At 38.9% G+C, this 22,060-nt stretch carries 23 protein-coding genes; 13 read left to right on the plus strand and 10 right to left on the minus strand.

The features are described 5' to 3' along the window. The first annotated feature begins 50 nt into the window (after positions 1-50). From HMPREF9074_RS02800 to HMPREF9074_RS02810, 3 genes are read left to right on the plus strand one after another with little or no spacing between them, the layout of a single operon-like run. On the plus strand, positions 51-815 hold the full coding sequence (locus HMPREF9074_RS02800) for a DeoR/GlpR family DNA-binding transcription regulator (protein WP_009389795.1): 765 nt from the start codon (positions 51-53) through the stop codon (positions 813-815). Positions 816-845: 30 nt separating this feature from the next. Next, on the plus strand, positions 846-1,160 hold the full coding sequence (arsC, locus tag HMPREF9074_RS02805; protein ID WP_009389797.1) for an arsenate reductase (glutaredoxin): 315 nt from the start codon (positions 846-848) through the stop codon (positions 1,158-1,160). A 38-nt stretch (positions 1,161-1,198) separates the two neighbouring features. Further along, a complete protein-coding gene (locus HMPREF9074_RS02810) occupies positions 1,199-2,071 on the plus strand; it encodes an outer membrane beta-barrel protein (RefSeq protein ID WP_009389799.1) in 873 nt (290 codons plus the stop codon). A gap of 78 nt (positions 2,072-2,149) precedes the next feature. Here the strand turns inward: HMPREF9074_RS02810 and HMPREF9074_RS02815 are convergent, their stop codons facing one another. Together HMPREF9074_RS02815 and HMPREF9074_RS02820 are read right to left on the minus strand one after the other, a co-directional pair. Next, complete coding sequence (locus HMPREF9074_RS02815) at positions 2,150-3,139, minus strand: aspartate-semialdehyde dehydrogenase (protein ID WP_009389801.1); 990 nt, start codon at positions 3,137-3,139, stop codon at positions 2,150-2,152. A gap of 38 nt (positions 3,140-3,177) precedes the next feature. Beyond that, the gene (locus HMPREF9074_RS02820; RefSeq protein WP_009389802.1) at positions 3,178-4,311 is read right to left on the minus strand and encodes a trans-sulfuration enzyme family protein; all 1,134 of its coding nucleotides are present in this window, start codon (positions 4,309-4,311) and stop codon (positions 3,178-3,180) included. Between the two features lie 350 nt (positions 4,312-4,661). On the opposite strand from HMPREF9074_RS02820, the gene HMPREF9074_RS02825 reads away from it, so the two are divergent. Together HMPREF9074_RS02825 and HMPREF9074_RS02830 are read left to right on the plus strand one after the other, a co-directional pair. Then, complete coding sequence (locus HMPREF9074_RS02825) at positions 4,662-5,609, plus strand: ribose-phosphate pyrophosphokinase (protein ID WP_009389804.1); 948 nt, start codon at positions 4,662-4,664, stop codon at positions 5,607-5,609. 18 nt (positions 5,610-5,627) lie between these two features. Then, positions 5,628-6,224, plus strand: a complete 597-nt coding sequence (locus HMPREF9074_RS02830) for a 50S ribosomal protein L25/general stress protein Ctc (RefSeq protein WP_009389805.1) — start codon at positions 5,628-5,630, stop codon at positions 6,222-6,224. Positions 6,225-6,305: 81 nt separating this feature from the next. Here HMPREF9074_RS02830 and HMPREF9074_RS02835 read toward each other — a convergent pair whose 3' ends face one another. Then, positions 6,306-7,580 (minus strand): acetyl-CoA hydrolase/transferase family protein, encoded by a 1,275-nt coding sequence (locus HMPREF9074_RS02835; RefSeq protein ID WP_009389806.1) that lies wholly within the window; start codon positions 7,578-7,580, stop codon positions 6,306-6,308. 117 nt (positions 7,581-7,697) lie between these two features. Between HMPREF9074_RS02835 and HMPREF9074_RS02840 the strand changes: the two genes are divergently transcribed. From HMPREF9074_RS02840 to HMPREF9074_RS02875, 8 genes are all read left to right on the plus strand, one after another. Beyond that, on the plus strand, positions 7,698-8,108 hold the full coding sequence (locus tag HMPREF9074_RS02840) for a BrxA/BrxB family bacilliredoxin (RefSeq protein WP_009389807.1): 411 nt from the start codon (positions 7,698-7,700) through the stop codon (positions 8,106-8,108). Positions 8,109-8,178: 70 nt separating this feature from the next. Then, positions 8,179-8,910, plus strand: a complete 732-nt coding sequence (locus tag HMPREF9074_RS02845; protein ID WP_009389808.1) for a lysophospholipid acyltransferase family protein — start codon at positions 8,179-8,181, stop codon at positions 8,908-8,910. An 85-nt stretch (positions 8,911-8,995) separates the two neighbouring features. Next, entirely contained in the window at positions 8,996-9,610 is a 615-nt protein-coding gene (locus HMPREF9074_RS02850; RefSeq protein WP_009389809.1) for a hypothetical protein, read from the plus strand. Between the two features lie 14 nt (positions 9,611-9,624). Continuing rightward, on the plus strand, positions 9,625-10,098 hold the full coding sequence (locus HMPREF9074_RS02855; RefSeq protein WP_009389810.1) for a hypothetical protein: 474 nt from the start codon (positions 9,625-9,627) through the stop codon (positions 10,096-10,098). A gap of 23 nt (positions 10,099-10,121) precedes the next feature. Continuing rightward, the gene (locus tag HMPREF9074_RS02860) at positions 10,122-10,427 is read left to right on the plus strand and encodes a winged helix-turn-helix domain-containing protein (RefSeq protein ID WP_009389811.1); all 306 of its coding nucleotides are present in this window, start codon (positions 10,122-10,124) and stop codon (positions 10,425-10,427) included. Positions 10,428-10,535: 108 nt separating this feature from the next. Next, entirely contained in the window at positions 10,536-11,915 is a 1,380-nt protein-coding gene (gene creD, locus HMPREF9074_RS02865) for a cell envelope integrity protein CreD (protein WP_052141361.1), read from the plus strand. 70 nt (positions 11,916-11,985) lie between these two features. Next, entirely contained in the window at positions 11,986-12,504 is a 519-nt protein-coding gene (locus HMPREF9074_RS02870) for an inorganic diphosphatase (protein WP_009389813.1), read from the plus strand. Between the two features lie 86 nt (positions 12,505-12,590). Continuing rightward, on the plus strand, positions 12,591-13,379 hold the full coding sequence (locus HMPREF9074_RS02875) for a lysophospholipid acyltransferase family protein (protein ID WP_009389814.1): 789 nt from the start codon (positions 12,591-12,593) through the stop codon (positions 13,377-13,379). Here the strand turns inward: HMPREF9074_RS02875 and HMPREF9074_RS02880 are convergent. The 7 genes from HMPREF9074_RS02880 to HMPREF9074_RS02910 form a co-directional block, all read right to left on the minus strand. After that, the gene (locus HMPREF9074_RS02880; protein WP_034539620.1) at positions 13,338-14,462 is read right to left on the minus strand and encodes an MFS transporter; all 1,125 of its coding nucleotides are present in this window, start codon (positions 14,460-14,462) and stop codon (positions 13,338-13,340) included. The genes HMPREF9074_RS02875 and HMPREF9074_RS02880 overlap by 42 nt on opposite strands. Before the next feature lie 57 nt (positions 14,463-14,519). Beyond that, entirely contained in the window at positions 14,520-14,993 is a 474-nt protein-coding gene (rlmH, locus tag HMPREF9074_RS02885) for a 23S rRNA (pseudouridine(1915)-N(3))-methyltransferase RlmH (RefSeq protein WP_009389816.1), read from the minus strand. Positions 14,994-15,084: 91 nt separating this feature from the next. Next, positions 15,085-16,500, minus strand: coding sequence for a trypsin-like peptidase domain-containing protein (locus HMPREF9074_RS02890; RefSeq protein WP_009389817.1), 1,416 nt, complete (start codon positions 16,498-16,500; stop codon positions 15,085-15,087). A gap of 151 nt (positions 16,501-16,651) precedes the next feature. After that, on the minus strand, positions 16,652-18,235 hold the full coding sequence (gene pckA, locus HMPREF9074_RS02895) for a phosphoenolpyruvate carboxykinase (ATP) (RefSeq protein WP_009389818.1): 1,584 nt from the start codon (positions 18,233-18,235) through the stop codon (positions 16,652-16,654). A gap of 133 nt (positions 18,236-18,368) precedes the next feature. Continuing rightward, positions 18,369-19,718 (minus strand): DUF4302 domain-containing protein, encoded by a 1,350-nt coding sequence (locus HMPREF9074_RS02900; protein ID WP_009389819.1) that lies wholly within the window; start codon positions 19,716-19,718, stop codon positions 18,369-18,371. A gap of 7 nt (positions 19,719-19,725) precedes the next feature. Next, complete coding sequence (locus tag HMPREF9074_RS02905; protein WP_009389820.1) at positions 19,726-20,823, minus strand: substrate import-associated zinc metallohydrolase lipoprotein; 1,098 nt, start codon at positions 20,821-20,823, stop codon at positions 19,726-19,728. Between the two features lie 15 nt (positions 20,824-20,838). Next, positions 20,839-22,060, minus strand: a 1,222-nt coding sequence (locus tag HMPREF9074_RS02910; protein WP_034539634.1) for a RagB/SusD family nutrient uptake outer membrane protein, incomplete at its 5' end; no start/stop codon positions are given.

The raw sequence follows: 22,060 nt of genomic DNA on the forward strand, positions 1-22,060 counted from the left end.
TAATGATTGAAGAAAAGATATTTTGAAAAAATAATAAAATTAGATAAGATATGAGAGTACTAAATGAACGTCAGGCTAAGATTTTAGAGAGTTTAGAGACTAAAAGATATATTAGCGTAAGTGAGCTAAGCGATAAGCTAAAAGTTTCGGTAGTAACTATCCGAAAAGACTTAACTCTCTTAGAACAAGAAGGCTATTTACACCGCACACACGGGGGAGCAAGTAAGCAAATGCGCTATGTATTTGATCAAACAGTGAGTGAGAAAGAAACGCTAAATGTAGAAGAAAAAACGCGCATCATTGATAAAGCTTTAGATTATATCAAGGAAAATGAGTTTATTATTCTTTCATCAGGGTCTACTGCTCATCTATTGGCACAGAAGCTTTATGGGTTGCGCAACCTAACAGTATTAACTCCTTCGTTACGAGTTGCTTTAGAGGTATGCAAGAATCCTAATGTAAATACAATTCACTTAGGGGGCGAGGTGCGCAAGAACTCTACCTCTACAGTTGGGGTATTAGCAGAAGAAACCTTAAGTAATTTCTCTTGTACCACTTTATTCTTGGGTATTGAGGGCATCGATTTAGATTACGGATTAAGCTCTACTAACGTAGGTGAAGCTCACTTAAACAAGAAGATGATGGAGCGTGTAGATAAGACTATTGTCCTTGCCGATTCATCAAAAATACACAAACGCGGATTTGGGTTTATTTGCTATGTAGAAAAGATTGATATGCTTATCACTGATAGCAATGCCGACCCAGAGTTTGTAGAAGAACTTGAAAAACGCGGTGTGGAGGTAGTTATTTGCTAATTGATTATACTATTATAGTAACATTAAAATATGATACAAATATATCACAATCCTAAATGCTCCAAGTCGCGATGTGCTTTGGAGCATTTAAAGAATACAGACAAAGAATACGAGGTAATTGATTACCTTAAAAAAGGTGTAACCACAGACGAACTGAAGTCACTGCTTAATAAGCTGCAAATGCAGCCTATAGATTTGGTGCGCACTAAAGAAGCTATCTGGAAAGAGCTTTATCAAGGTAAGACTCTGACAGATGAAGAAGTAATAGCCGCTATGGTGGCACACCCTCAACTCATACAACGTCCTATAGTTGTAGAGGGAGATAAAGCGCGTATTGAGCGATAGCTGATTTGTTAAATTGTAAATAAGTAATAAATATAAGAATGAAAAAAAAGTTATTGAGTGTAGCTGCAGTAGTATTGGGTATCGCAGCAATGCACGGACAAGCATACGTATCGCTAAGTGGTGGGTATGGATTTCAGTCAAACCAGAAAGTGGTAGGTAGAGATGCTACTAATATAGCTGCCGTTAGCGACCTAAAAGGAAGTTATGGTGAAGGCTACCAAGCACAATTGCGTGGAGGATATTTCTTCACTAAACGTTTGGGAGCTGAACTAGCGTTAGGCTATCTACACGGTGGAGATATAGCCACTAACAAAAACCAAATCCTTGATATGACTGCTCACGGGCGTGCTTTCGGAGCATCGCTTTCAGCAGTGTTTAACATTACAGATAATCTGTATGTACGTGCGGGGGCTGTAACCAAAATAGGAGGGAAGACTGAGAGTACTACTAAGCTAAACGCTAACTTGCCACTACGTGTATTTAATCCGTTGGCTTCTCCAACCGATGTTGTAAATATGAAAGCTGATTTCCAGACGAACTTTCACGGTAAGATACCTTTTGGCTTTATTGGTGGGATAGGGTATCGCTTTAATGTAACGGATAAGATAAGTTTGTTTGTAGAAGGTGAATACCTCAATATCAATGTGCCTCGCAAGACTTCAAAGTTAGAAAGCTTTTCAGCTTCTCGTACTATAGGTGGTGCAACTACTGAATTGAAATTGCAAGAATTTAAAGGATATATGGAGATGCTTAAAAGAGCACCTTCTCTTCCTCAAACAGAAAGATTGAAACAATTAGCGAATCAGATTTCGCCCCTTTTAGAAGATGAATATAGCTGGGAGGGCAAAGGAGCTCCTGATGCACCTTATTCGTCTATAGGGTTCCACTTTGGAGTGACTTACAAATTATAATTTGCAATAAAATAATGAAAAATAGGCTGCTGAAATGTAATCAGCAGCCTATTTTTTTTGAGTATTTCATTTTGTAGATTATAGTAGTTTATGAGCGATGAGGTACTCAGCTATTTGTATAGTATTAGTAGCAGCCCCTTTGCGGAGGTTATCGGCTACTACCCATAAGTTAAGTGTATTGGCTTGCGACTCATCACGGCGGATACGCCCTACAAAAACCTCATCTTTGCCGTGCGCGTAGATAGGCATAGGATAGGTGTTAGTGTCGGTATTGTCTTGTACCTTTATACCTGCTGATTTAGCGAGAAGGGCACGTACTTCGTCAATAGAGAAGTCGGTTTTTAGCTCTACATTTATTGACTCACTATGTCCGCCTACTACCGGTATGCGTACCGCAGTAGCTGTAACGGCTATAGTATCGTCGCGTAATATTTTTTTGGTCTCGCGTACTAACTTCATTTCTTCTTTAGTATATCCATTTTCTTCAAATACATCGCAGTGAGGAATAGCATTGCGGTGAATTGGGTAATGATAAGCCATCTCGCCTTTTTCGCCCTTGTATTCGTTTTCTAATTGGCGTACCGCTTTTACCCCTGTACCTGTAATTGATTGGTAGGTAGAAACTACAATACGTTTGATACCATACTTGGCTTGCAATGGTGCTAAAGCTACCAACATCTGTATAGTAGAACAGTTAGGGTTAGCGATAATCTTGTCGTCTTTGGTAAGTACATCAGCATTGATTTCAGGAATTACGAGCTTTTTGGTCTCGTCCATACGCCAAGCCGAAGAGTTATCAACTACGGTAGTGCCTACTTGAGCAAAGCGCGGTGCCCATTCTTTAGAAACAGAAGCACCCGCTGAAAATAGGGCTACATCGGGTTTTAGAGATACGGCTTGCTCTAAGCCAATTACAGAATATTCTTTCCCTTTGAAATTAATTTTCTTTCCTATAGACTTTTCAGAAGCTACAGGTATAAGCTCAGTTACAGGAAAATTGTGTTCTTTTAGTACTTCTAACATTACGTTACCTACCATTCCGGTAACGCCTACTACTGCTACTCTCATATTTAGTTATTAGTTCTTATTATTGTTTAATTCTTAAATTATTGTTCTAAGGCTTGTTTGAAATCAGCTATAAGGTCGTCGGCATCTTCAATACCTACGGCTACTCTGATAAGTGTGCGAGTTACCCCACGAGCTACTTTTTCCTCTTCGGGGAACTCGGTATGAGTAAGCGAACTAGGGTGAGTAACTAAGGTTTCAACTCCGCCAAGGCTCACCGCAAAAAGTGCTACTTTTAGACTCTCTAAGAAAGATTTGGCTTTGGTTTCACTCTTCACAGTAAAAGAGAATACTGAACCACCGCCTGAGGCTTGTGCTTCTTGAATGGCTTTGCCTTTGTTATGGGCTTCAGTAGGGTAATATACTTTTTCTACCTCGGGGTGTGTTTTGAGGAAAGCGAGGAGTTTTATTGCGTTTTCTTGTGCTTTTTCTACTCTTAGTTTAAGGGTTTTCATACTGCGCAACAATAGCCAGCTATCAAAAGGAGAGACTAAAGCGCCCAAAGCTATTTGAGCAAAGAGTATCTTTTCTGCTAACTCATCGCTATTGACTACGGCTGCCCCTGCAATAAGGTCGTTGTGGCCACCTAAGAACTTAGTAGCGCTATGTAGTACTATGTCAGCTCCCAACTCTAAAGGACGTTGGAGCACTGGCGATAAGAAAGTATTATCAACAATGGTGAGGAGATTATGTGCTTTGGCAATGGCTACCACTCCGCGTATGTCGGTTACATCTAACAGCGGGTTAGAGGGTGATTCAACAAAGATAGCTTTGGTATTGGGGCGCACAGCAGCTTCTATCTGGCTAAGGTCGGTGGTATCAACGAAAGTAGATTCGAAGCCAAACTTATTGAAAATGTCGTGCATAATGCGGTAGGTACCCCCATAAATGTCAAGCCCAAAGATAAAGTGGTCGCCTGCTTTGAACATAGTGAAGACAGATGAGGTAGCCGCCATACCAGAAGAAAAACCGAAGCCGTGTTTGCCATTTTCTAATTTGGCAATGAGGGTTTCAAAATCTTTACGAGTGGGACTTGATACGCGTCCGTATTCAAACTCTTGTTCCGCTCCATATTCTTTGATAGGGAAAGTAGAAGCCATATTAATAGTGCTTCCCCAGTTTTCTCCCTTATCATTGTTTCTTACGCCGTGTATGGCTTTTGTTTCAAACTTCATATTAGTGATAATAATAATAATTCTTAGAGCGACAAAAGTAGTACATTTTCTGTTATCTACCAAATTTATTTTACTAAAATTAGGGGAGGTAGTATATTTTTCTGTTTTAGGGTCGATTATTGGTTGTTTATTTTACGCTAAGCCTTCGTTTATCCTTCGCTCTTCCTGTATTCATCGTATATCCTTTGTATAGGGAAGCCTATGAAAGAAAATTTTTCTGTTTTGTTTATGTATAGGACTAATGATAATTTTGAAAAAAAATATGCTAAAGTGTTGCAGTGTATTATTTATTTTGTAACTTTGCAGCCTGAAACATTAGAAGTTTTACCACTTTAATATTTATAATCAAAATGTTTAGTGAACCTGCCCCCAAATCATCTAAGATTTTCGCTTGCTCAAAAAGTGTAGAGCTGGCTGAAAAAATTGCAGAAAAATACGGTACTACTCTTGGCGAAGTGAAACTGTCTTACTACAGCGATGGTGAATTTCAGCCTTCATTTGAAGAGTCGATACGCGGAACGAGAGTTTTTTTAGTATGCTCTACTTTTCCTAACGCTGACAACCTAATGGAGCTTTTGCTGATGCTTGATGCGGCTAAACGCGCTTCGGCTAGACACATCACAGCGGTTATGCCTTACTTCGGTTGGGCACGCCAAGATAGAAAAGATAAACCGCGTGTGCCTATAGGGGCTAAATTGGTGGCTAACTTATTGCAAGCCGCAGGTGCTACCCGCATAATGACGATGGATTTGCACGCTGACCAAATACAAGGTTTTTTTGAACGCCCTGTAGATCACCTTTTTGCTTCGAGTATTTTTCTACCTTACCTCGAAAGTCTGAACTTAGACAAACTATGTATTGCTTCGCCCGATATGGGAGGTTCTAAAAGAGCTTATGCTTACTCTAAATTCTTGAAAAGCGAAGTGGTAATCTGCTACAAGCAAAGAAAACAAGCTAATGTTATTGAAACGATGGAGCTTATAGGCGATGTAGAGGGAAGAAATGTGGTGTTAGTAGATGATATGGTAGATACAGCTGGCACACTGGTGAAAGCAGCGCAACTGATGAAAGAAAGAGGTGCTGTGAGTGTGAGGGCGGTAGCTACACACCCTATCCTTAGCGGGAATGCTTATGAACGGATAGAAAATTCGGCTTTGGAGGAACTGATAGTAACGGATTCTATCCCTCTGAAACAGCCATCGAAGAAGATAAGAGTACTCTCTTGTGCAGAACTTTTTGCTGATGTAATGTATAAAGTGCATCACAATGAGGCGATTAGTTCGAAATTTATTATGTAACTTAATATTTATAAATAAATGCAATCAATTACAATCAAAGGATCTCAAAGAGAAAGCGTGGGCAAAGCAGCAAGCAAAGCCTTACGTAATGCTGGACAGGTACCTTGCGTATTATACGGAGGAGACGATGTTCTGCATTTTTCAGCACCAGAATTAGCATTCGCTGGCATCGTGTACACTCCTAACGTGTATACAGCTACGATTGAAGTAAATGGTAAGAGTTATACTGCCATTCTGCAAGACATTCAGTTTGACCCTGTAACTGACAAAATCATTCACATTGATTTCTATCAACTTAACAAAAACAAAGAAATCACTATAGAAGTGCCAATCCAAATACAAGGTACTTCGCCTGGTGTTATGGCAGGGGGTACTCTACGTGTGGTAAATCGTAAGCTAAAAATTAAAGCTTTACCAGACAATCTTCCTGACTTTATTCCAGTAGATATTTCAGCTCTTGAAATGGGTAACCGTTTGTACATCACCAAGTTGCCTCAAGAAAACTACAAGATTATGCACCCAGATAACACTGTAGTTTGCCAGATAAGAGTATCTCGTGCTGCTATGAAAGCCGCTCAAGATGCTGCTAAAGCTGAAAAAGGTAAGAAAAAATAATCTTATTTTTAGGGTAAATAAAAGAAAAACCATAACAAATTTGTTATGGTTTTTTTATTGTGGTGTTTGATGCTGCTTAATTTAATGAAGAAAGACAATATCATGGGCTGCTCTCTCTAAGGCTTCGCGGTGGTCGGGGTGGGCGATAGCGATAAGGGCTTTGGCTCGCTCTTGTAGGCTCTTGCTGAAAAGCTCGGCTACCCCATATTCGGTTACGATATATTGTACGTGTGCACGGGTGGTTACCACTCCAGCTCCTTGCTTTAAGAAAGGAACAATCTTACTTTCCCCTTTATTGGTAACCGATGGAAATGCAATGATAGACTTACCGCCCTCGCTGAGCATTGCTCCTCGTACGAAATCTATTTGACCGCCAAAGCCAGAAAAGATAGTTGTACCTATAGAGTCGGCACATACTTGTCCGGTAATATCCACTTCGATAGCAGAGTTAATAGAAATCATTTTAGGGTTCTGCCTAATCACTGAAACTTCATTAGAATACGAGGCTTCTGTCATTTCAACAGAAGGGTTATGGTCGATAAAGTCATACAACTCTTGTGTGCCCATAGCAAAAGAGGCTATGATTTTTCCTTTGTCTATCTTCTTTTCGTAGCCGTTGATAACTCCTTTTTTCACTAAGTCGAGTACCCCTTCGGTTAGCAGTTCGGTGTGGATACCTAAGTTTTTGAGGTGCCCCATTTCGGCCAATGTGGCATTGGGGATATTGCCAATACCCAGCTGTAGGGTACTACCGTCTTCGATAAGCGGCACTATATGGCGGGCTATTTGGGTTTCGATAGCGTTGGGTTCGGTAAGGTGTAGCGAGAAAATAGGTGCATCGTGCTCTACGAGAAAGTCTATTTCATCTACGTGCAAAAGGGCATCACCATAGGTGCGCGGCATCTGCCTATTGACTTTGGCAATTACGTATTTGGCGTTTCGGATAGCAGATTTTGAAGCCTCGACACTTACACCCATAGAACAAAAACCGAATTTATCAGGGGGAGAAACTTGTATGAGAACAACATCTACTTTTATGTGTTTTCTATCAAAAAGCAAAGGCATATCGCTCAAGAAAATAGGGGTATACGAACCGTTGCCCGCCTTGATGATATGCCGTACATTGCGCGAAAGGAAGAAGGAATTGACGTAGAAACTATCTTTGTATTTGGGGTCGGCGAAAGGGGCATCACCCTCGATATGGATATGCCCTATGGTAACATTGCGGAGCTCAGGAGCCCTTTTAACGAGGGCATCCACTAATATTTCGGGAACTGCAGCTCCCCCCTGTATATAGACAAAATCGCCACTTTTGACTACCTTTAAAGCCTCTTCAGCCGTTGTAATTTTTGTCATTATATTATCAATTTCAGTTAGCGGCTCAAAGATACTACATAAAAACCAATTGACAAAATGTTTCGTAATATAATTTTTTTTACTATCTTTGCCGCAAATTAAAAAAAGCGAAATATTATGTATCCACCAGAATTGGTAAAACCTATGATAGAAGAACTGACTTCGGTTGGTTTTGAAGAGTTAAAAACGGCAGCAGCTGTAAAACAAGCTATTGAGCAAGAAGGCACTACTTTGGTAGTAGTGAACTCGGTATGCGGTTGTGCTGCCCGCAATGCTCGTCCTGCGGTAATCTATAGTTTGCAAAACGCAAAGAAACCAGACCATCTGACCACTGTATTTGCAGGGGTAGATAGAGAGGCTACTGAGGAAGCTCGCCAATATATGTTGCCTTTTCCGCCATCATCGCCTAGTATTGCCCTTTTCAAAGACGGCGAATTGGTGCATATGTTAGAGCGCCATCACATAGAAGGACGTATGGCTGAAGTAATAGCAGAAAATCTTCAGCAGGCTTATAACGAATATTGTTAATAACTTTTTTCTACATTACACTTTGCTAAGGTATAGCTACTTTGGCAAAGTTTTTTATTTCAATACTTTTATGATGAAAATACTATCTTACCCTCTTAGTGTACTTCATTACTTGCTTTACGGCTTTTTATTGCTTATTTTTCACCCTATACAATGGGTGTGTATTCACTTTATAGGGCGTAAAGCTCACAAAGCAGTCGTCGATTTTCTGACGCTTATGCTTACTAAAATACTGTTAGTAAGTGGTAATTGGGTGCGTTTTTCGATTGAAGCTCCTTTACCTAAGAATGCACCTATCATATTTGTGCCAAATCATCAAAGTTTGTACGATATTCCGCCGTTAATATGGTATTTGCGCCATTATAGTGTGCGTTTTGTAGGCAAAAAGGAGTTAGGGGGAGGTATACCGAGCATTACTATCAACCTGCGCAATAATGGTTCGGTACTGATAGACCGTAGTCGTCCGCAAGATGCTGTACCGCAGTTGGAGGCTTTTGGTAAGGATTTAGCAGCTAAAAAAGAAGCAGGACTTATCTTCCCAGAAGGCACTCGCAGCCGTAATGGGGTGCCGCGCCCTTTTAAAACTAAAGGCTTGCATACTATTATGGAGCAGATGCCAGAGGGGTATGTAGTGCCTATTACTATCAATAACTCGTGGAAAATATTGCGTTATGGGCATTTTCCTTTGGGTATCTTCAATACGGTGAGTTTTTCTGTACACAAAGCTATCAAGATAGACCCTAATAGAATAGAGGAACAGATAGCAGAGGTGGAAGCTATTGTAAAGGCAGGAATTAAGTAATAACAAGGGAGTGTGTTAAATATTTGTTAAAGTATTTGGCGGTTATGATATTTCTTCTTTACTTTGCATCACAAAGTGCTTCGGTATGCAAGATAACAAATATTTAGACGACCTACACGAGATACGCCAGATGATGCGTAAGTCTACCTTATTTCTTTCGCTCAGCGGTCTTTCGGGGGTATTAGCAGGGGTGTATGCCCTAATAGGGGCGGCAGTGGTATATAAGTTACTGCAACATCATTACCTCTATTATCCTTATGTGATTATAGAAAGTAAAACTTTTAAAGCTATTATAGCTGTTGCGCTATTAGTACTCGTAGCCTCTGTGCTGACTGCTTATCTGTTTTCGATGCGCAAAGCTAAACGCAATGGTGAAAAATTAATAACCCCTACTGCTAAAAGAGCATTTTATAACTTTGCTTTGCCGCTGCTTACTGGTGGAGCACTGTGTATACTGCTTATCAATAATGGGCACTATGGTTTGCTTGCGCCAATGACGCTTATTTTTTATGGATTGGCGTGTGTGAATGTGAGCAAATACACTTTTGGCGATGTGCATTACCTCGGTATTACAGAGATAATATTAGGGCTGTTGGCAGTGCAATTTTCGGGTTATGGTTTGTTGTTCTGGGTTTTAGGTTTTGGCGTTTGCCATATTCTTTACGGTGGCGTGATGCACTTTAAATACGAACGAAAGTAATATTGTTTGATACTATGAAGACAAAGATTTTTATTATAATGCTATTTCTCTTAATGGGAGGGACTGCTTTAAGGGCTCAAAACAAAGAAGCTGATACAGAAAAGGCTATTGCTATGCTGAAAGAATTTTATGCCGTAGCATACGATGATGCTTCTGATTGGAAAAGTAATATATTTGAAAAGTATTTATCTAAGGAGCTTTTCTTAAAAGTATTTGAAGGATCACCAGATTATGAAGACGATTCATTAGGCTATGACCCTTTTATACAAGCTCAAGACTATGAAGGAGCGGCTATCAATCGCAGTTTAAAAATAACATCTTTAGGTAAAGATAAGTATAGAGCGTGTTTTTTGTTATCAGACTGGGAAAAGAAGGCAGCTTGTGTAGATTATCAATTGAAGAAAGATAGTCAGGGAAATTATATGATTACAAACATTTTAAGCGATAAGAATTTTTATAAACCTAAAAAACAAAATAAGAAAAGGTAGTTTTGTAGTAGCCTATAATAATCTTGAAGTCTCTTTTAGAAAATATTAATAAAGCCTTTGATCACCGCATTCGCTTGGCGATAATGTCGGTGCTAATGGTCAATGAAAGTGCTGATTTTAATACACTTAAAGAACTTTTAGGAGTAACTGATGGTAATCTGGCAAGTCATACTCGTGCACTTGAAGCTGAAGAATATATCGTTATAGAAAAATCGTTTGTAGGACGGAAAACAAATACTTCATATAAGGCTACTAAAAAAGGACGAGAAGCGTTTCAAGAGCATTTAAATGCATTGGAGAAATTAGCAAACTTGTCGATTAGCCGATGAGTAGATTTGTTAATTAGCATATAAGAAGGGAGTTCCCTTTTCTTTTTTAGCTATACACTTTGAAATACAAAGCACTTTTATTAGTTATTAATTGTAAATTATTATATTATGTATTCACAAAAATCATCAACATCTAATCTATTTCAGTCAAACACATTTCGTTTGATGCTTATTGGGGCACTTACTTTAATATTGCTCATTCCTTTGCTATTAGTACAGAACCTCATTGAGGAACGAAAAGATAGGCAGCAGTCGGTTATAGACGAAATCGACAGTAAATGGGGACGAGAAGTCTTCTTTTATGGTCCTATTCTTAAAATTCCTTATAAAGTTTATACTAATAAAGAAAAAAACGCATACGAGACTCAGTATGCTTATTTCTTCCCAGAGGAGCTTAAGAATACTTCGAATGTAAAAACAGAGGTGAAAAAGCGTAATAATTATGAATCAGTAGTGTTTAATGCTACAATGGACTTTAATGGTAGCTATATAACTCCTGATTTCTCGCAAAGAGGGATTGCTAATGACGATATAGAGTGGGGGAGAGCTACTATTCTTATTCGCACTACTAATCTTGCGAGTATTAAGAACAGTGTAGCTATTAAGATAGGTGGTAAAAGCTATAATTTTGAGCCAATCTATGAGCAATCTACTGATAATGCTAGCTATTACGACGGCAATAGTAGCACATCTATAGAGGTAGCATCGCTTGAAACAGGTTTTATCAATTATCAGGAGTTTCTCACCGATCCTTCTTTTCAGCTGTCAGTACAGTATGATGGTAGTAGGAAAATAGCGATAGTACCTATCGGTAAGACTACTGAAAGCACACTGACCTCTAACTGGGCTAATCCTAGTTTTATGGGTAACTTTTTGCCTTACGAAAAACAGATTAATACCAGTGGGTTTAACGCATCGTGGCGTGTGCTACACATCAATCGTCCGTTTTCTCAACAGTCGTTTGGAGCATTGCCTAATATCTCGCAATATACTTATGACGTAGATTTTATTATCCCTGTAGATGAATATCAACAGAATGAGCGTGCTGCCAAGTATGGCTTTTTGGTTATAGGGCTTACTTTCTTGATATTCTTCCTTATTCAAAGTATTAGCAAGATAAAAATACATATATTCCAATATACAATGATAGGTTTAGCTCTTGTATTGTTTTACACCTTGCTTATTTCTATCACTGAGCATAGTAGTTTTTCATTTGCCTATTTTATAGCTTCGCTGATGACGGTAGGGCTTATCAGTCTATATTCTATTTCAATACTGAAAAACAAGAAGTTTCCAGCCTTTATTTGTGCTTCTTTGGCTGCTCTATACGGTTTTATATATGTGATTATTCAGCTTGAGAATTATGCCCTTTTAGTAGGAAGCATTGGGCTGTTTGCTATATTGGCAGTGGTGATGTACGTTTCGCGCAAGGTAGAATGGTCGGCTACTGAAGTGGAAAGGGTAGAGGAGCCTAAAGATGAAAATTGATAGTGAAAAAGTTTTTACTTTTAGAAATTTTTATTACTTTTGCTTTTCTAAACACTAATTAAGAAAAAAAATGTCAGAAAAAAAAGAACTATCTTTTGATGTATTGATAGAAATTCCTAAAGGGAGTCGTAACAAGTATGAGTATGATTTTATTTTGCGCAAGGTGCGTTACGATCGTATGATTTTCTCTTCGATGATGTATCCTGCTGATTATGGATTTGTACCAGAATCATTAGCGTTAGACTCAGACCCTTTAGATGTGTTGGTATTGGTTACTGAACCTACTTTCCCAGGTTGCGTGATGGAAGTAAAACCTATAGGGGTTTTCCATATGGCTGATGAAAAAGGGCCTGATGAAAAAGTGATTTGTGTACCTGTATCAGACCCTGTTTGGAATAAAATGAATGACCTGAGCGACCTAAACTCACACCTTATCAAAGAAATTGAGCACTTCTTTAGCGTATATAAGGACTTAGAGAAGAAAAAAGTAGCTATTAATGGTTGGGGCAATGTAGAGGAAGCGGTGAGAATATACCACGAATGCAAAGAGCGTTATATAGGTAGTCGTAAGAATTTTTCAATCAACTAACGAACAAAATTTGCCAATGAGTCAATTAGTTATAAGCTTAATTGATTCATTGGCATTTTTATTAACTTACTAATGATACTTGACCAATGGCTTTATTTAAAAAAGACCCTTTCGGACATACCCTTTTCATCAAACGTTGGCTTATCCGCGTATTTGGACTTATCACGCACAGTCGTTATGACGGCTTTAATCAGTTGAAGATTGAGGGCTCGGATATTATACGCTCTTTGCCACCTCAGAATGTGTTGTTTATCTCTAACCACCAAACGTATTTTGCTGATGTTACGGCTATGTATCACGTATTTAATGCTAGCCTAAAAGGACGTAAAGATACCTTAGATAATGTGGGGTATCTTTGGAACCCTAAACTGAATATTTACTACGTAGCTGCATCAGAGACGATGAAATCAGGTATATTACCTAAAATATTGGGTTATGCAGGGGCTATACCTGTGAATAGAACGTGGCGTGAGAAAGGGAAGGAAATACACCGAGAGGTGCGCCAAAGTGATGTAGAAAATATAGGTGTTGCGCTTGCTGATGGCTGGGTAATAACCTTTCCGCAGGGAACAACCTCACCTTGGAAGCCTATTCGAAAAGGCACGGCTCATCTTATCAAGCAATATAAACCGATAGTGGTGCCTATAGTGATAGACGGTTTTAGGCGCTCGTTTGATAAGAAGGGTATCAATATTAAAAAGAAAGGGGTTCAACAATCAATGATTATTAAACCTCCTTTGCAGATAGATTATGAGAATGATACTGTAGAACAAATTGTTGCCCAAATAGAAATGGCTATTGAGCAGCACGAATCGTTCTTAAAGGTAAGAAAATTAGAATCTGATAATGCGCTTCAAGTAGAAAGTAAGCAGTAACCCCATAAAGGCTAATCCTGCTCCCATTAGTGAAGGATAGTTAGTACTGAGTCCATAGAGCAAAGGCAAGCCACCTACATAGGCTCCGATAGAGTTGGCAGTATTAAAACCTGCCTGCATAAAAGCAGCTCCCATCATCTCCGACTGCGGTGCACAACGGAAAATAAGCATATTAAGTGGTGAACCTAATGACATTGACATAGCACCACATATAAATGCTAGTACCCACGCTACAGGTTGAATGTGAGAGAAAAAGAAAACTAACAGCAATACACTGATAAGTGATAGCGAGATACAAATAGTAGCTTTAATGGGCGATAAACGGTCTGTAAGCCATCCTCCTAAGAGGTTGCCTACTACCATTCCAGCTCCTGCTACTATCATTACAGCCGATTTCATATCGGGGTTTATATGAGCTGTTTCTAACATCAAAGGCTGTATATAGCTAAACCACGCAAAAAGTCCGCCGCAACCTAAAGCGGTGATAGCCAACACTAATAAAGATCTCGGATTGAAGAATAAACGCACTTCGCGCTTCACACCGAGGTCTCTTTTATTTTCTACATTAGGCAAGAAAAAGAATATGGATAGCATCGTTAGTAACCCTAATGCCGACACGCAGCCCATTGCAATACGCCAACCTACTAAGGCTCCTACGTAGGTGAGAAGAGGTATCATTACCAAATTAGCAATGGTAAGCCCTGCAAACATAATTGAGATAGCAAAAGCCTCTTTGCCTTTGGGAGCTAACTGTTTAGCTACAATGGCACCTACTCCAAAGAAAGCACCGTGAGGCAATCCTGAAAAGAAACGAGCTAATAATAGGGTTGTGTAATCTGGCGAAAAAGCAGAAAGTCCATTGAAGAGAGTGAAGAGTACCATAAAAAATAAAAGTATCTTCTTCAGGTTGTACTCGGCAGCCAATGCAATGAGAGTAGGAGCTCCTACTACTACACCTATAGCATAAGCTGAAATAAACCTACCAGTGATGGCATCGGTTAATCCCATATCTTCACCTATAACACGCAATAGCCCCATTATTAAGAACTCAGTAGCCCCTAATGCTAAGCCTCCTATAGCCAGAGGCCAAAGTTTTTTTTATCATAGTTTTTATTTTTAAGGGCGTAAAGGTATGAAAAATTATTGATGATGATAAGGTTCATTCCTCAAAATTGTAAAAGCACGATAAAGTTGCTCTACAAAAAAGAGTCTTATCATCTGGTGAGAAAAGGTGAGTTTAGATAGTGATAGCTTGCTGTTAGACCGCTGATATACTGCTTGTGAAAAACCATAAGGACCACCAATAACAAAGGTCAGCTGCTTAATACCAGTGTTCATTTTCTTTTGAAGTTCATCAGCAAAAGCAATAGAAGTATATTCTTTACCTCGTTCATCTAAAAGGATAAGGTGATGAGAGGGTTCTACATAGCTGAGTATAAGCTCGCCTTCTTTTACCTTTTGCTGTTCTTCAGATAGCGATTTGTTATTCTTAATATCAGGTAGTAACTGCAAATCAAAGTTGATATAATATGAAAGCCTTTTTTCGTAGGTACTAATAAGTTGTTGTAGGGCTGGGTTATCAGTCTTTCCTACAGCGATAAGTTTTATATTCACAGGAAGAATTTTATGAATTTTGAATTATGAAGTAATAAAAACTTTGTCAGAGTCCTAGAACTCTGACAAAGTCTATTAATTTTATTAACTATTAAAAGAAAAGTCTTTCTTTTTCTCCTTTATCATTCAGTATTTCTAATGAATTACGGTCGCGTGCCGAAAGTCCTGCCATTATGCTTTTCAGTTCATCTACATCTTTGATAGCTTTACCGTTGATAGATAGTAATACTTTGCCAACGATATTGATATTATTATATTCGTAGAACTGCCCAGCCCCTGTTACTTTTACACCTGCTTTGGTTTTAAATCGTTTGTGGTCAGCCTCTGATAGATTTTTTACCTCTAAGCCTAACGACTGTATGATGTAAGTATTGTTTTTCTTCAAGGTGATATCGGCAGTTTTCTCCTTACCATCGCGTATGTAGGTAGCTTTTAGTACATCACCAGGACGTTTAGAAGCTATATAACCACTGAGGTCAGAATATGTGTGTATCTTCACATTGTCAAGCTGTTTAATGATGTCGCCTTTCTTAAGTCCAGCAGCACCAGCTCCAGAATCTTCTTCTACACTAGCCACGTAGAAGCCTTCTGTTTCTTTCACATTAAGAGTTTTAGCCACTTCAGAGTCTAATCCTTGTCCACGCACGCCCATTACTCCGCGTTGTACATTGCCGTATTCAATTAGGTCTTCTACTACTTTTTTAGCGATATTGCTTGGTACAGCAAAAGAATAGCCCATATACACGCCTGTAGTAGATGAGATAGCAGTATTAATACCTATAAGGTCGCCGTTTAGGTTTACTAAGGCACCACCGCTATTACCCATATTCACGGCAGCATCGGTTTGGATAAATGATTCTATCTTATCGCTACCGCGCTCGCTAATATTACGTGCTTTAGCACTGATAATACCTGCTGTTACAGTCGAGTTAAGGTTGAAAGGGTTCCCCACTGCCAATACCCATTCCCCTAATTGAGTGTTGTCAGAGTTAGCAAAGGTAAGAAAGGGCAACTTCTCTTCAGCTTCTATTTTTAGTAGGGCTATATCGGTTGAGGTATCTGTACCTATCAGTTTGGCAGGATAAGTTTTATTGTTGTTTAGGGTTACTTCTAGCGTAGTAGCATTAGCGATTACGTGGTTGTTAGTCACTATATAGCCATCAGGAGTAATAATCACACCAGAGCCAGTACCTACTTGAGTCTGCTCGCCTCCGCCGTTACCATAAAAAAGGTCAAAGATAGAGGTAATCCCTTGCGATTTCACAGTGTTTTTTACGTGCACCACGCTATTCACTGTTTTATTAGCAGCTTCTATAAAGCTATCTTCTTTTAGCTCAAACTTCCCGTTAGCAGCGTTGTAATTAGTTTGCACTACAGCTGGGCGCGATAGCAGTTCAAGGGCTTCTTGTTTAGCATCGTGTTTGTCTATAAATAATTTGTAACCTCCTAAAGTCATAGCACCACCCAAAATAGCAGTAGCTACCATACTTGCATAATTCTTTATCATATTCTTTTGTTTTAGTATTTTGTTATTTCATACTACCATTAGGCAACAATTGTGCCAAATTCATAATTAACTATTCAGAATTGATAATTAAAAAAGCTGTTTGGTTTTTCACCAAACAGCTTTTTTCTACAAATATGTCCTTTAAAGCAAATTACAATTTAGGAGCACCAGCAAGAACGTCAGCACTTGCACCTTCAGCAAATTTCTTATCGTTGAAGTTTTGTACGAATGACTCAGCTAATTCTTTTAGTTTAGCACTAAATTGAGCTTTGTCTTCCCAAGTGTTTTCTGAGTTCAAGATGCTTTGGTCAGAAACACCTTCGCAAGATTGAGGCACTTTGAAGCCGAAGATAGGAAGATCTTTGTACTCAACGTTGTTAAGTTTGCCAGTAAGAGCCGCTGTAATAAGCGCGCGGGTATCTTTTAGGCTGCATCTCTTCATTTTTCCGTTGTATCCAGTGTTTACTAGCCATACGTTTACGCCAGTTTCTTTAATTTTTTCAGCTAAACGTTTTCCGTATTCAGCTGGGTGAAGTGGCATAAAGGCAGCACCAAAGCAAGCAGAGAATGTTTTTTGTGGGGTAGTAATTCCTACTTCAGTACCTGCTACTTTTGAAGTATAACCAGATACGAATTGGTAAGCCGCTTGCTCAGGAGTTAATTTAGAGATTGGAGGCAATACACCGTAAGCATCAAAAGTAAGGAAGAAAATGTTCTTAGGATTGTGTCCTATAGATCCTGGTTGGATATTAGCGATGTGGTAAATAGGATAAGAAACACGAGTGTTTTCGGTGATATCAGTACGAGCGAAGTCTACTACACCTTTATCATCCATAATTACGTTTTCAAGGATAGCTCCTTTTTTAATAGCTGCAAAGATTTCTGGTTCTTTTTCAGCGGTTAGGTCTACTACTTTAGCATAGCAACCTCCTTCAAAGTTGAATACAGTATTTTCTGGAGTCCAACCGTGTTCGTCATCACCGATTAGGTGGCGGTTAGGGTCAGCAGAAAGAGTAGTTTTACCAGTACCAGAAAGACCAAAGAAGATAGCTGTATCACCGTCTTTACCTACGTTAGCAGAACAGTGCATTGGCATAGTGTTGCGGAACACTGGCAATTCAAAGTTCATAGCAGAGAAAATACCTTTTTTAATTTCTCCGGTATAACCTGTACCACCTATTAGGGCGATTTTTTTAGTAAAGTTAAGGATAGCGAAGTTTGCTTGGCGTGTACCATCTACTGCAGGGTCAGCTTCAAAACCAGGAGCATTAACTACTAACCAATCTTCTTTGAAAGAAGCAAGTTCGCTATCTTCTATACGTAAGAACATATTTAAAGCAAAAAGGTTGCTCCAAGGAAGTTCAGTAATAGTACGAATATTAGTACGATATTTAGGGTCAGCACATACATACCCATCGTGTACATAGATTTCTTTGCTTGAAAGATAAGCTACTACTTTTTCGTATAGTTTATCAAACTTTTCAGGTTCAAAAGGAATGTTAATATTTCCCCACCATACGCGATCTTTAGTAATGTCATCTTTTACGATGAAACGGTCTTTAGGAGAACGACCAGTAAATTTACCAGTGTTGATAGCAATAGCTCCTGAAGAAGCCTCTACTCCTAATTTTTTGTCTAAAGTTTCTTGGTGTAGTTCGTCTGCTGAAAGTTGGTAACGAACGGTAGCGTTTTTGATGCCGTATTTATCTACAGCAAGTTTTTTTGAATTACTCATAATGTCTTATATTTAGAAATTTGTAATTTACAAAACTCATAGTTTTCAGTCTTCCCTTAAAGGGTCTTCCCTCTGAAAAGCGGTGCAAATGTACGCATTATTTTTCTAACAAAAAAATATTTTTAACATTTTTTTAGGGGGTATATATGTAAAACCATAGGTCAGGGTCTTTTACACTTGTCACCCCAGTATAATTATCATTATATACCGTCACTTTATAAGGGCCAGCCTTAGCTAAACTTAAGAATAATCGCTCTGCTTCGCGGTAGTAATAAAGACTATTTTTGTAAACAGGGTCTCCCTCATTAGGCATATCTTTTATCAGTATTTCTACCTGCTGTTCATTGTTGTTATTTGCTAATCCCACAAAGTCCATTTCGTAGTATACACTGCTCGTATTATTGAGGTTGTTTTTTTCTGCCACATAACCTTGTATGCCTGCTGTTTGTGCTTGGTCATTACCCATTACATTTGCTAACCTAATGTAGTTTAACAGAGTATAACTTTTATCTCTCGACCGTTCTACAGCTCTTTTAGCTCTATTGAACATATTGATTGCTTTGTCAGAAGCATTACTGCTGTCAAAAGTGATGTACGAAGCGTTACTGCTTAACGTGATAGCCGAGGTTACAAAGTTACTACTAATACTGCCATCAGCAGTCACTAAGGCTGTTTTATCATCATTGAAATGAAATTCGTCAAAGGTCACCCCATTTATCTTCACAGGTTCGTAAAATTTGATACCTTTTTCAGTGATTATAAAAGGTGATTGTACGTACTTTTGGTTATTGTCGTATATAAAAGTAAGCTGTCGGTAGCTGGGGAAGAGTTTAAGGGTTACCTCAGTACCTCCTACATTTATGGGTGAAAGCCCTTTGTACTGTAGAGCATTGCTATTCTCGCGTATTTTGTTCAAAAAGGTTTCTCTATCTCCAGTGAATTTCTTCAAAGTCATAATATTATTAGAGGTACGACCACGCAAGGTGAAAGTATCGTTTTCGTACTTCAGAATAATGAAGTCAGTTTCACCTCCTCTCGCATTAGGAAAAGTGGGCGATACAAACCTAAAATGATGTAGTACACTGTTGAAAGTGTCAAAGCTAAGCGTTGGTCCTTCTGTGATGTCATAGGTGAAGAAAGAAGTCTCTTCAGCATTGGTATAACTTACCTCTGATGAGGCGGTTACCTCACCATTTTTCAGCTTTATCAAAAAGTTATAACCTCCTATACTTCTATGAAATTTAGGAAAGTCTTTGTCAGTAGCAAAAACCTCTGGCTGATAGGGGTATACCCAATACCCTACGCGGTATTGTTCAGGGTAGTAAGTTAGCAGCCAATAGCCGTCGTTCTCTAAAGTATTTTTATAGCTATTGAGCGAATTTACAGTACGTTCTGAGGCTTTTTTTGTAAAAGTCTCCTCCTCCTTATAATTACAACTTATAAAGGCGAGAAATGATAATGATAAGAATATATATTTTTTCATTGTTGTATTAACGGGTTAATCGGGTGAAATCTTTTCGTTGTACAGGTACGCCATCAAAAGTCTTACCAGCTACGTATGGATATCGACTGCGTATTTCAGCGCGCAGTTCATCAAGGTTGATATTCCATTCTTCCTGTAGGTATTTCTTCATTATGGCTATTTTTTGTTCTATCTTTTGTTTACCGGTATAGGTTTCAGTAGGTCTTATTTTTCTGTCTGCCTCTTTTAGTACCTCTTCCCATACGCTAGTCGATTCATACGGGGTATAGTATTCTGTGAGGGTATTGCCATAGTTGCTAAATTTAGCTTTCCAAGCATTGTATAGTGCATCATCAAAACCATCACCATCAGCGTCTAAAGTACGGTTAGTAGTAGCACAACCGCAGTCTAAAGAAGCGTTGTAATACACTATATAGCGGGCTAATAGCTCTACGAAATCCTCATCGTGGTCAAAACTCGAGTAGGCAGTTATAAAACCTGCTTTTAGGTAGTTTTTGGTGCTTAAGTTCCACTCGTTTACCCAGCGGTCGTTCTTGTAGTCACTTGCTGATATTTTCTCATAATCAGTAGTGTATAACTTTGCCTGATGCCAAGTGTGAGCATTTTCGTGGTAAAGAGTAGCCAAAATATTGTCATTCAGCCAATAGATGTTGTTAGCCTCTAAGTGGTTTATATCGGTTAGGTGTATTTTTATACCTGCCGCAGCTAATCCCACCAATTTGGTACCAGTAGGGTTGAAAGCGGGTTCACCTATCAGTATAAGGGTGTTAAACGAGTGCTCTTTCATAAAGGGTTTAGAGGTCAGTTTTACGTATGGTTCTATAAATAGGTAGTTAAATACGTTAGCAAACTCTATCGCTTTGTTGTATTTAGTAGGGGTATAAGTATAAATCCTACTGATTTCTCGCTCCAAAAAGCGGTATAATATCTGTATGTTGTACGGTTTGGCAAAAGTCTCATCTAAATACTTGTCCAAATCGTTTTGGGGGTTCAAGCTCTGGCTTTCTTCTCCATTGCGAATGATAACACTCTCATCTGCGAGCTTATCGTCATTATCACAGCCTAAAAATGATAAGGCTAAAAGGGTGTATAGTATTTTTTTCATAGTTTATATTTTATTTTATCTTGGGTTTTCTTGCATACCTTTACCTATTACAGCATCAGGTAGCTGAATAGCTCTGCGCAAATCGTTTGCAGGCAATATAGCTTTCACAGTAGCATCGTTTCGGTTTGAGTTATCGCTCTGGTAGCGCGCTACTTCTATATTGTAGCGGCGTACGTCTTGCCAGCGCAAACCTTCGCCTAAGGTTAGTACACGGCGGCATTGTAGTACGTAGTGCAATAGGGGTTCTTGTACCCCATCGCTACTGATAGTGAATGACGGATTGAGGTGCTTCTTTTGGGTAGCACCATTTACGGTACTTTCTGAGTAGGCAATACCGTTATAAAAGTCTATAATTTCGTCCTTTGTTAAAGTATTGCTACTCGTATAGCCATTGATAGTGGTTTGTTGAATAAATTTAGAGGTAAACATATTCAGGTCGGTTACAGCACTGTCATACTGACCTAAGAGTATTTTTGCCTCAGCTCTTACCAATAAGGTTTCGTCAGTAGTAAAAGGTATCATTATCGTACGAGTACTACTGTCTTTAAAAGTGGGGAATTTACCATAAACTACCGCATCACGTCTGTTGTCAAACACATCAAAAGGGGTAAACCAGTAAAATTCATAACCATAGTTAGCTTTACCCGAATTGCCTTGTTTATCCCAAGGGTTAGCAGTAGCCAAAGTTTCTCCCGCTATACGGTGGTTGTGAATAAATCGTCTGGCATTAGAGGTTGAAAAATACGATGATGAAATTAGCGAATAAACAGGGTGTAGCATTAGGTTAGCAGTCTCATCTTCACGAGTGTAATAGATGGCAAACTTCTCTATATCAGTACCACCTGTTTTAGTAGCATCTCTAAAGTCTTTCCAATTGCGCAGCATATTCTTAGTAGTCGTGTTATTAGTAGTAAGTACTACATTAGCAGCGTCTAAAGCTTTTTGCCATTGTTGGTAATACAGATAGAAACGTGCTGCAAAAGCGTAGGCAGCTTTCTTGTTGAAGTGATATTTAGGCATCTCATAGTTGCTGTCATTTATTAACGGCAGGCCTGCTGTTAGGTCAGCATCTATTTGTGCATATACTTGCGCTACAGTACCTCGGCTATATCTACCGTCTAATTCTGTTTCAGAAGCTAACATATAAGGGATACCCAAGTCACTCGCACTAGTAGTCGGATTATAAGGTTTGCAGAAAAGATTTACTAACGAAAAGTGCGCATAAGCTCTTGCTACT

Origin of the sequence: Capnocytophaga sp. oral taxon 329 str. F0087 (assembly GCF_000213295.2) — a bacterium.
Lineage (GTDB): Bacteria > Bacteroidota > Bacteroidia > Flavobacteriales > Flavobacteriaceae > Capnocytophaga > Capnocytophaga leadbetteri_A.

What these genes read in the sequence shown, in the direction of transcription:
- HMPREF9074_RS02840 (WP_009389807.1), top strand. Translation starts at nt 7,698, where the DNA reads ATGTATCCACCAGAATTGGTAAAACCTATGATAGAAGAACTGACTTCG.
- HMPREF9074_RS02825 (WP_009389804.1), top strand. Translation starts at nt 4,662, where the DNA reads ATGTTTAGTGAACCTGCCCCCAAATCATCTAAGATTTTCGCTTGCTCA.
- HMPREF9074_RS02870 (WP_009389813.1), top strand. Translation starts at nt 11,986, where the DNA reads ATGTCAGAAAAAAAAGAACTATCTTTTGATGTATTGATAGAAATTCCT.
- HMPREF9074_RS02905 (WP_009389820.1), bottom strand. Translation starts at nt 20,823, where the DNA reads ATGAAAAAAATACTATACACCCTTTTAGCCTTATCATTTTTAGGCTGT.
- HMPREF9074_RS02890 (WP_009389817.1), bottom strand. Translation starts at nt 16,500, where the DNA reads ATGATAAAGAATTATGCAAGTATGGTAGCTACTGCTATTTTGGGTGGT.
- HMPREF9074_RS02900 (WP_009389819.1), bottom strand. Translation starts at nt 19,718, where the DNA reads ATGAAAAAATATATATTCTTATCATTATCATTTCTCGCCTTTATAAGT.
- HMPREF9074_RS02855 (WP_009389810.1), top strand. Translation starts at nt 9,625, where the DNA reads ATGAAGACAAAGATTTTTATTATAATGCTATTTCTCTTAATGGGAGGG.
- HMPREF9074_RS02815 (WP_009389801.1), bottom strand. Translation starts at nt 3,139, where the DNA reads ATGAGAGTAGCAGTAGTAGGCGTTACCGGAATGGTAGGTAACGTAATG.
- HMPREF9074_RS02850 (WP_009389809.1), top strand. Translation starts at nt 8,996, where the DNA reads ATGCAAGATAACAAATATTTAGACGACCTACACGAGATACGCCAGATG.
- HMPREF9074_RS02820 (WP_009389802.1), bottom strand. Translation starts at nt 4,311, where the DNA reads ATGAAGTTTGAAACAAAAGCCATACACGGCGTAAGAAACAATGATAAG.
- HMPREF9074_RS02810 (WP_009389799.1), top strand. Translation starts at nt 1,199, where the DNA reads ATGAAAAAAAAGTTATTGAGTGTAGCTGCAGTAGTATTGGGTATCGCA.
- arsC (WP_009389797.1), top strand. Translation starts at nt 846, where the DNA reads ATGATACAAATATATCACAATCCTAAATGCTCCAAGTCGCGATGTGCT.
- HMPREF9074_RS02875 (WP_009389814.1), top strand. Translation starts at nt 12,591, where the DNA reads ATGGCTTTATTTAAAAAAGACCCTTTCGGACATACCCTTTTCATCAAA.
- pckA (WP_009389818.1), bottom strand. Translation starts at nt 18,235, where the DNA reads ATGAGTAATTCAAAAAAACTTGCTGTAGATAAATACGGCATCAAAAAC.
- HMPREF9074_RS02845 (WP_009389808.1), top strand. Translation starts at nt 8,179, where the DNA reads ATGATGAAAATACTATCTTACCCTCTTAGTGTACTTCATTACTTGCTT.
- HMPREF9074_RS02835 (WP_009389806.1), bottom strand. Translation starts at nt 7,580, where the DNA reads ATGACAAAAATTACAACGGCTGAAGAGGCTTTAAAGGTAGTCAAAAGT.
- HMPREF9074_RS02800 (WP_009389795.1), top strand. Translation starts at nt 51, where the DNA reads ATGAGAGTACTAAATGAACGTCAGGCTAAGATTTTAGAGAGTTTAGAG.
- creD (WP_052141361.1), top strand. Translation starts at nt 10,536, where the DNA reads ATGTATTCACAAAAATCATCAACATCTAATCTATTTCAGTCAAACACA.
- HMPREF9074_RS02830 (WP_009389805.1), top strand. Translation starts at nt 5,628, where the DNA reads ATGCAATCAATTACAATCAAAGGATCTCAAAGAGAAAGCGTGGGCAAA.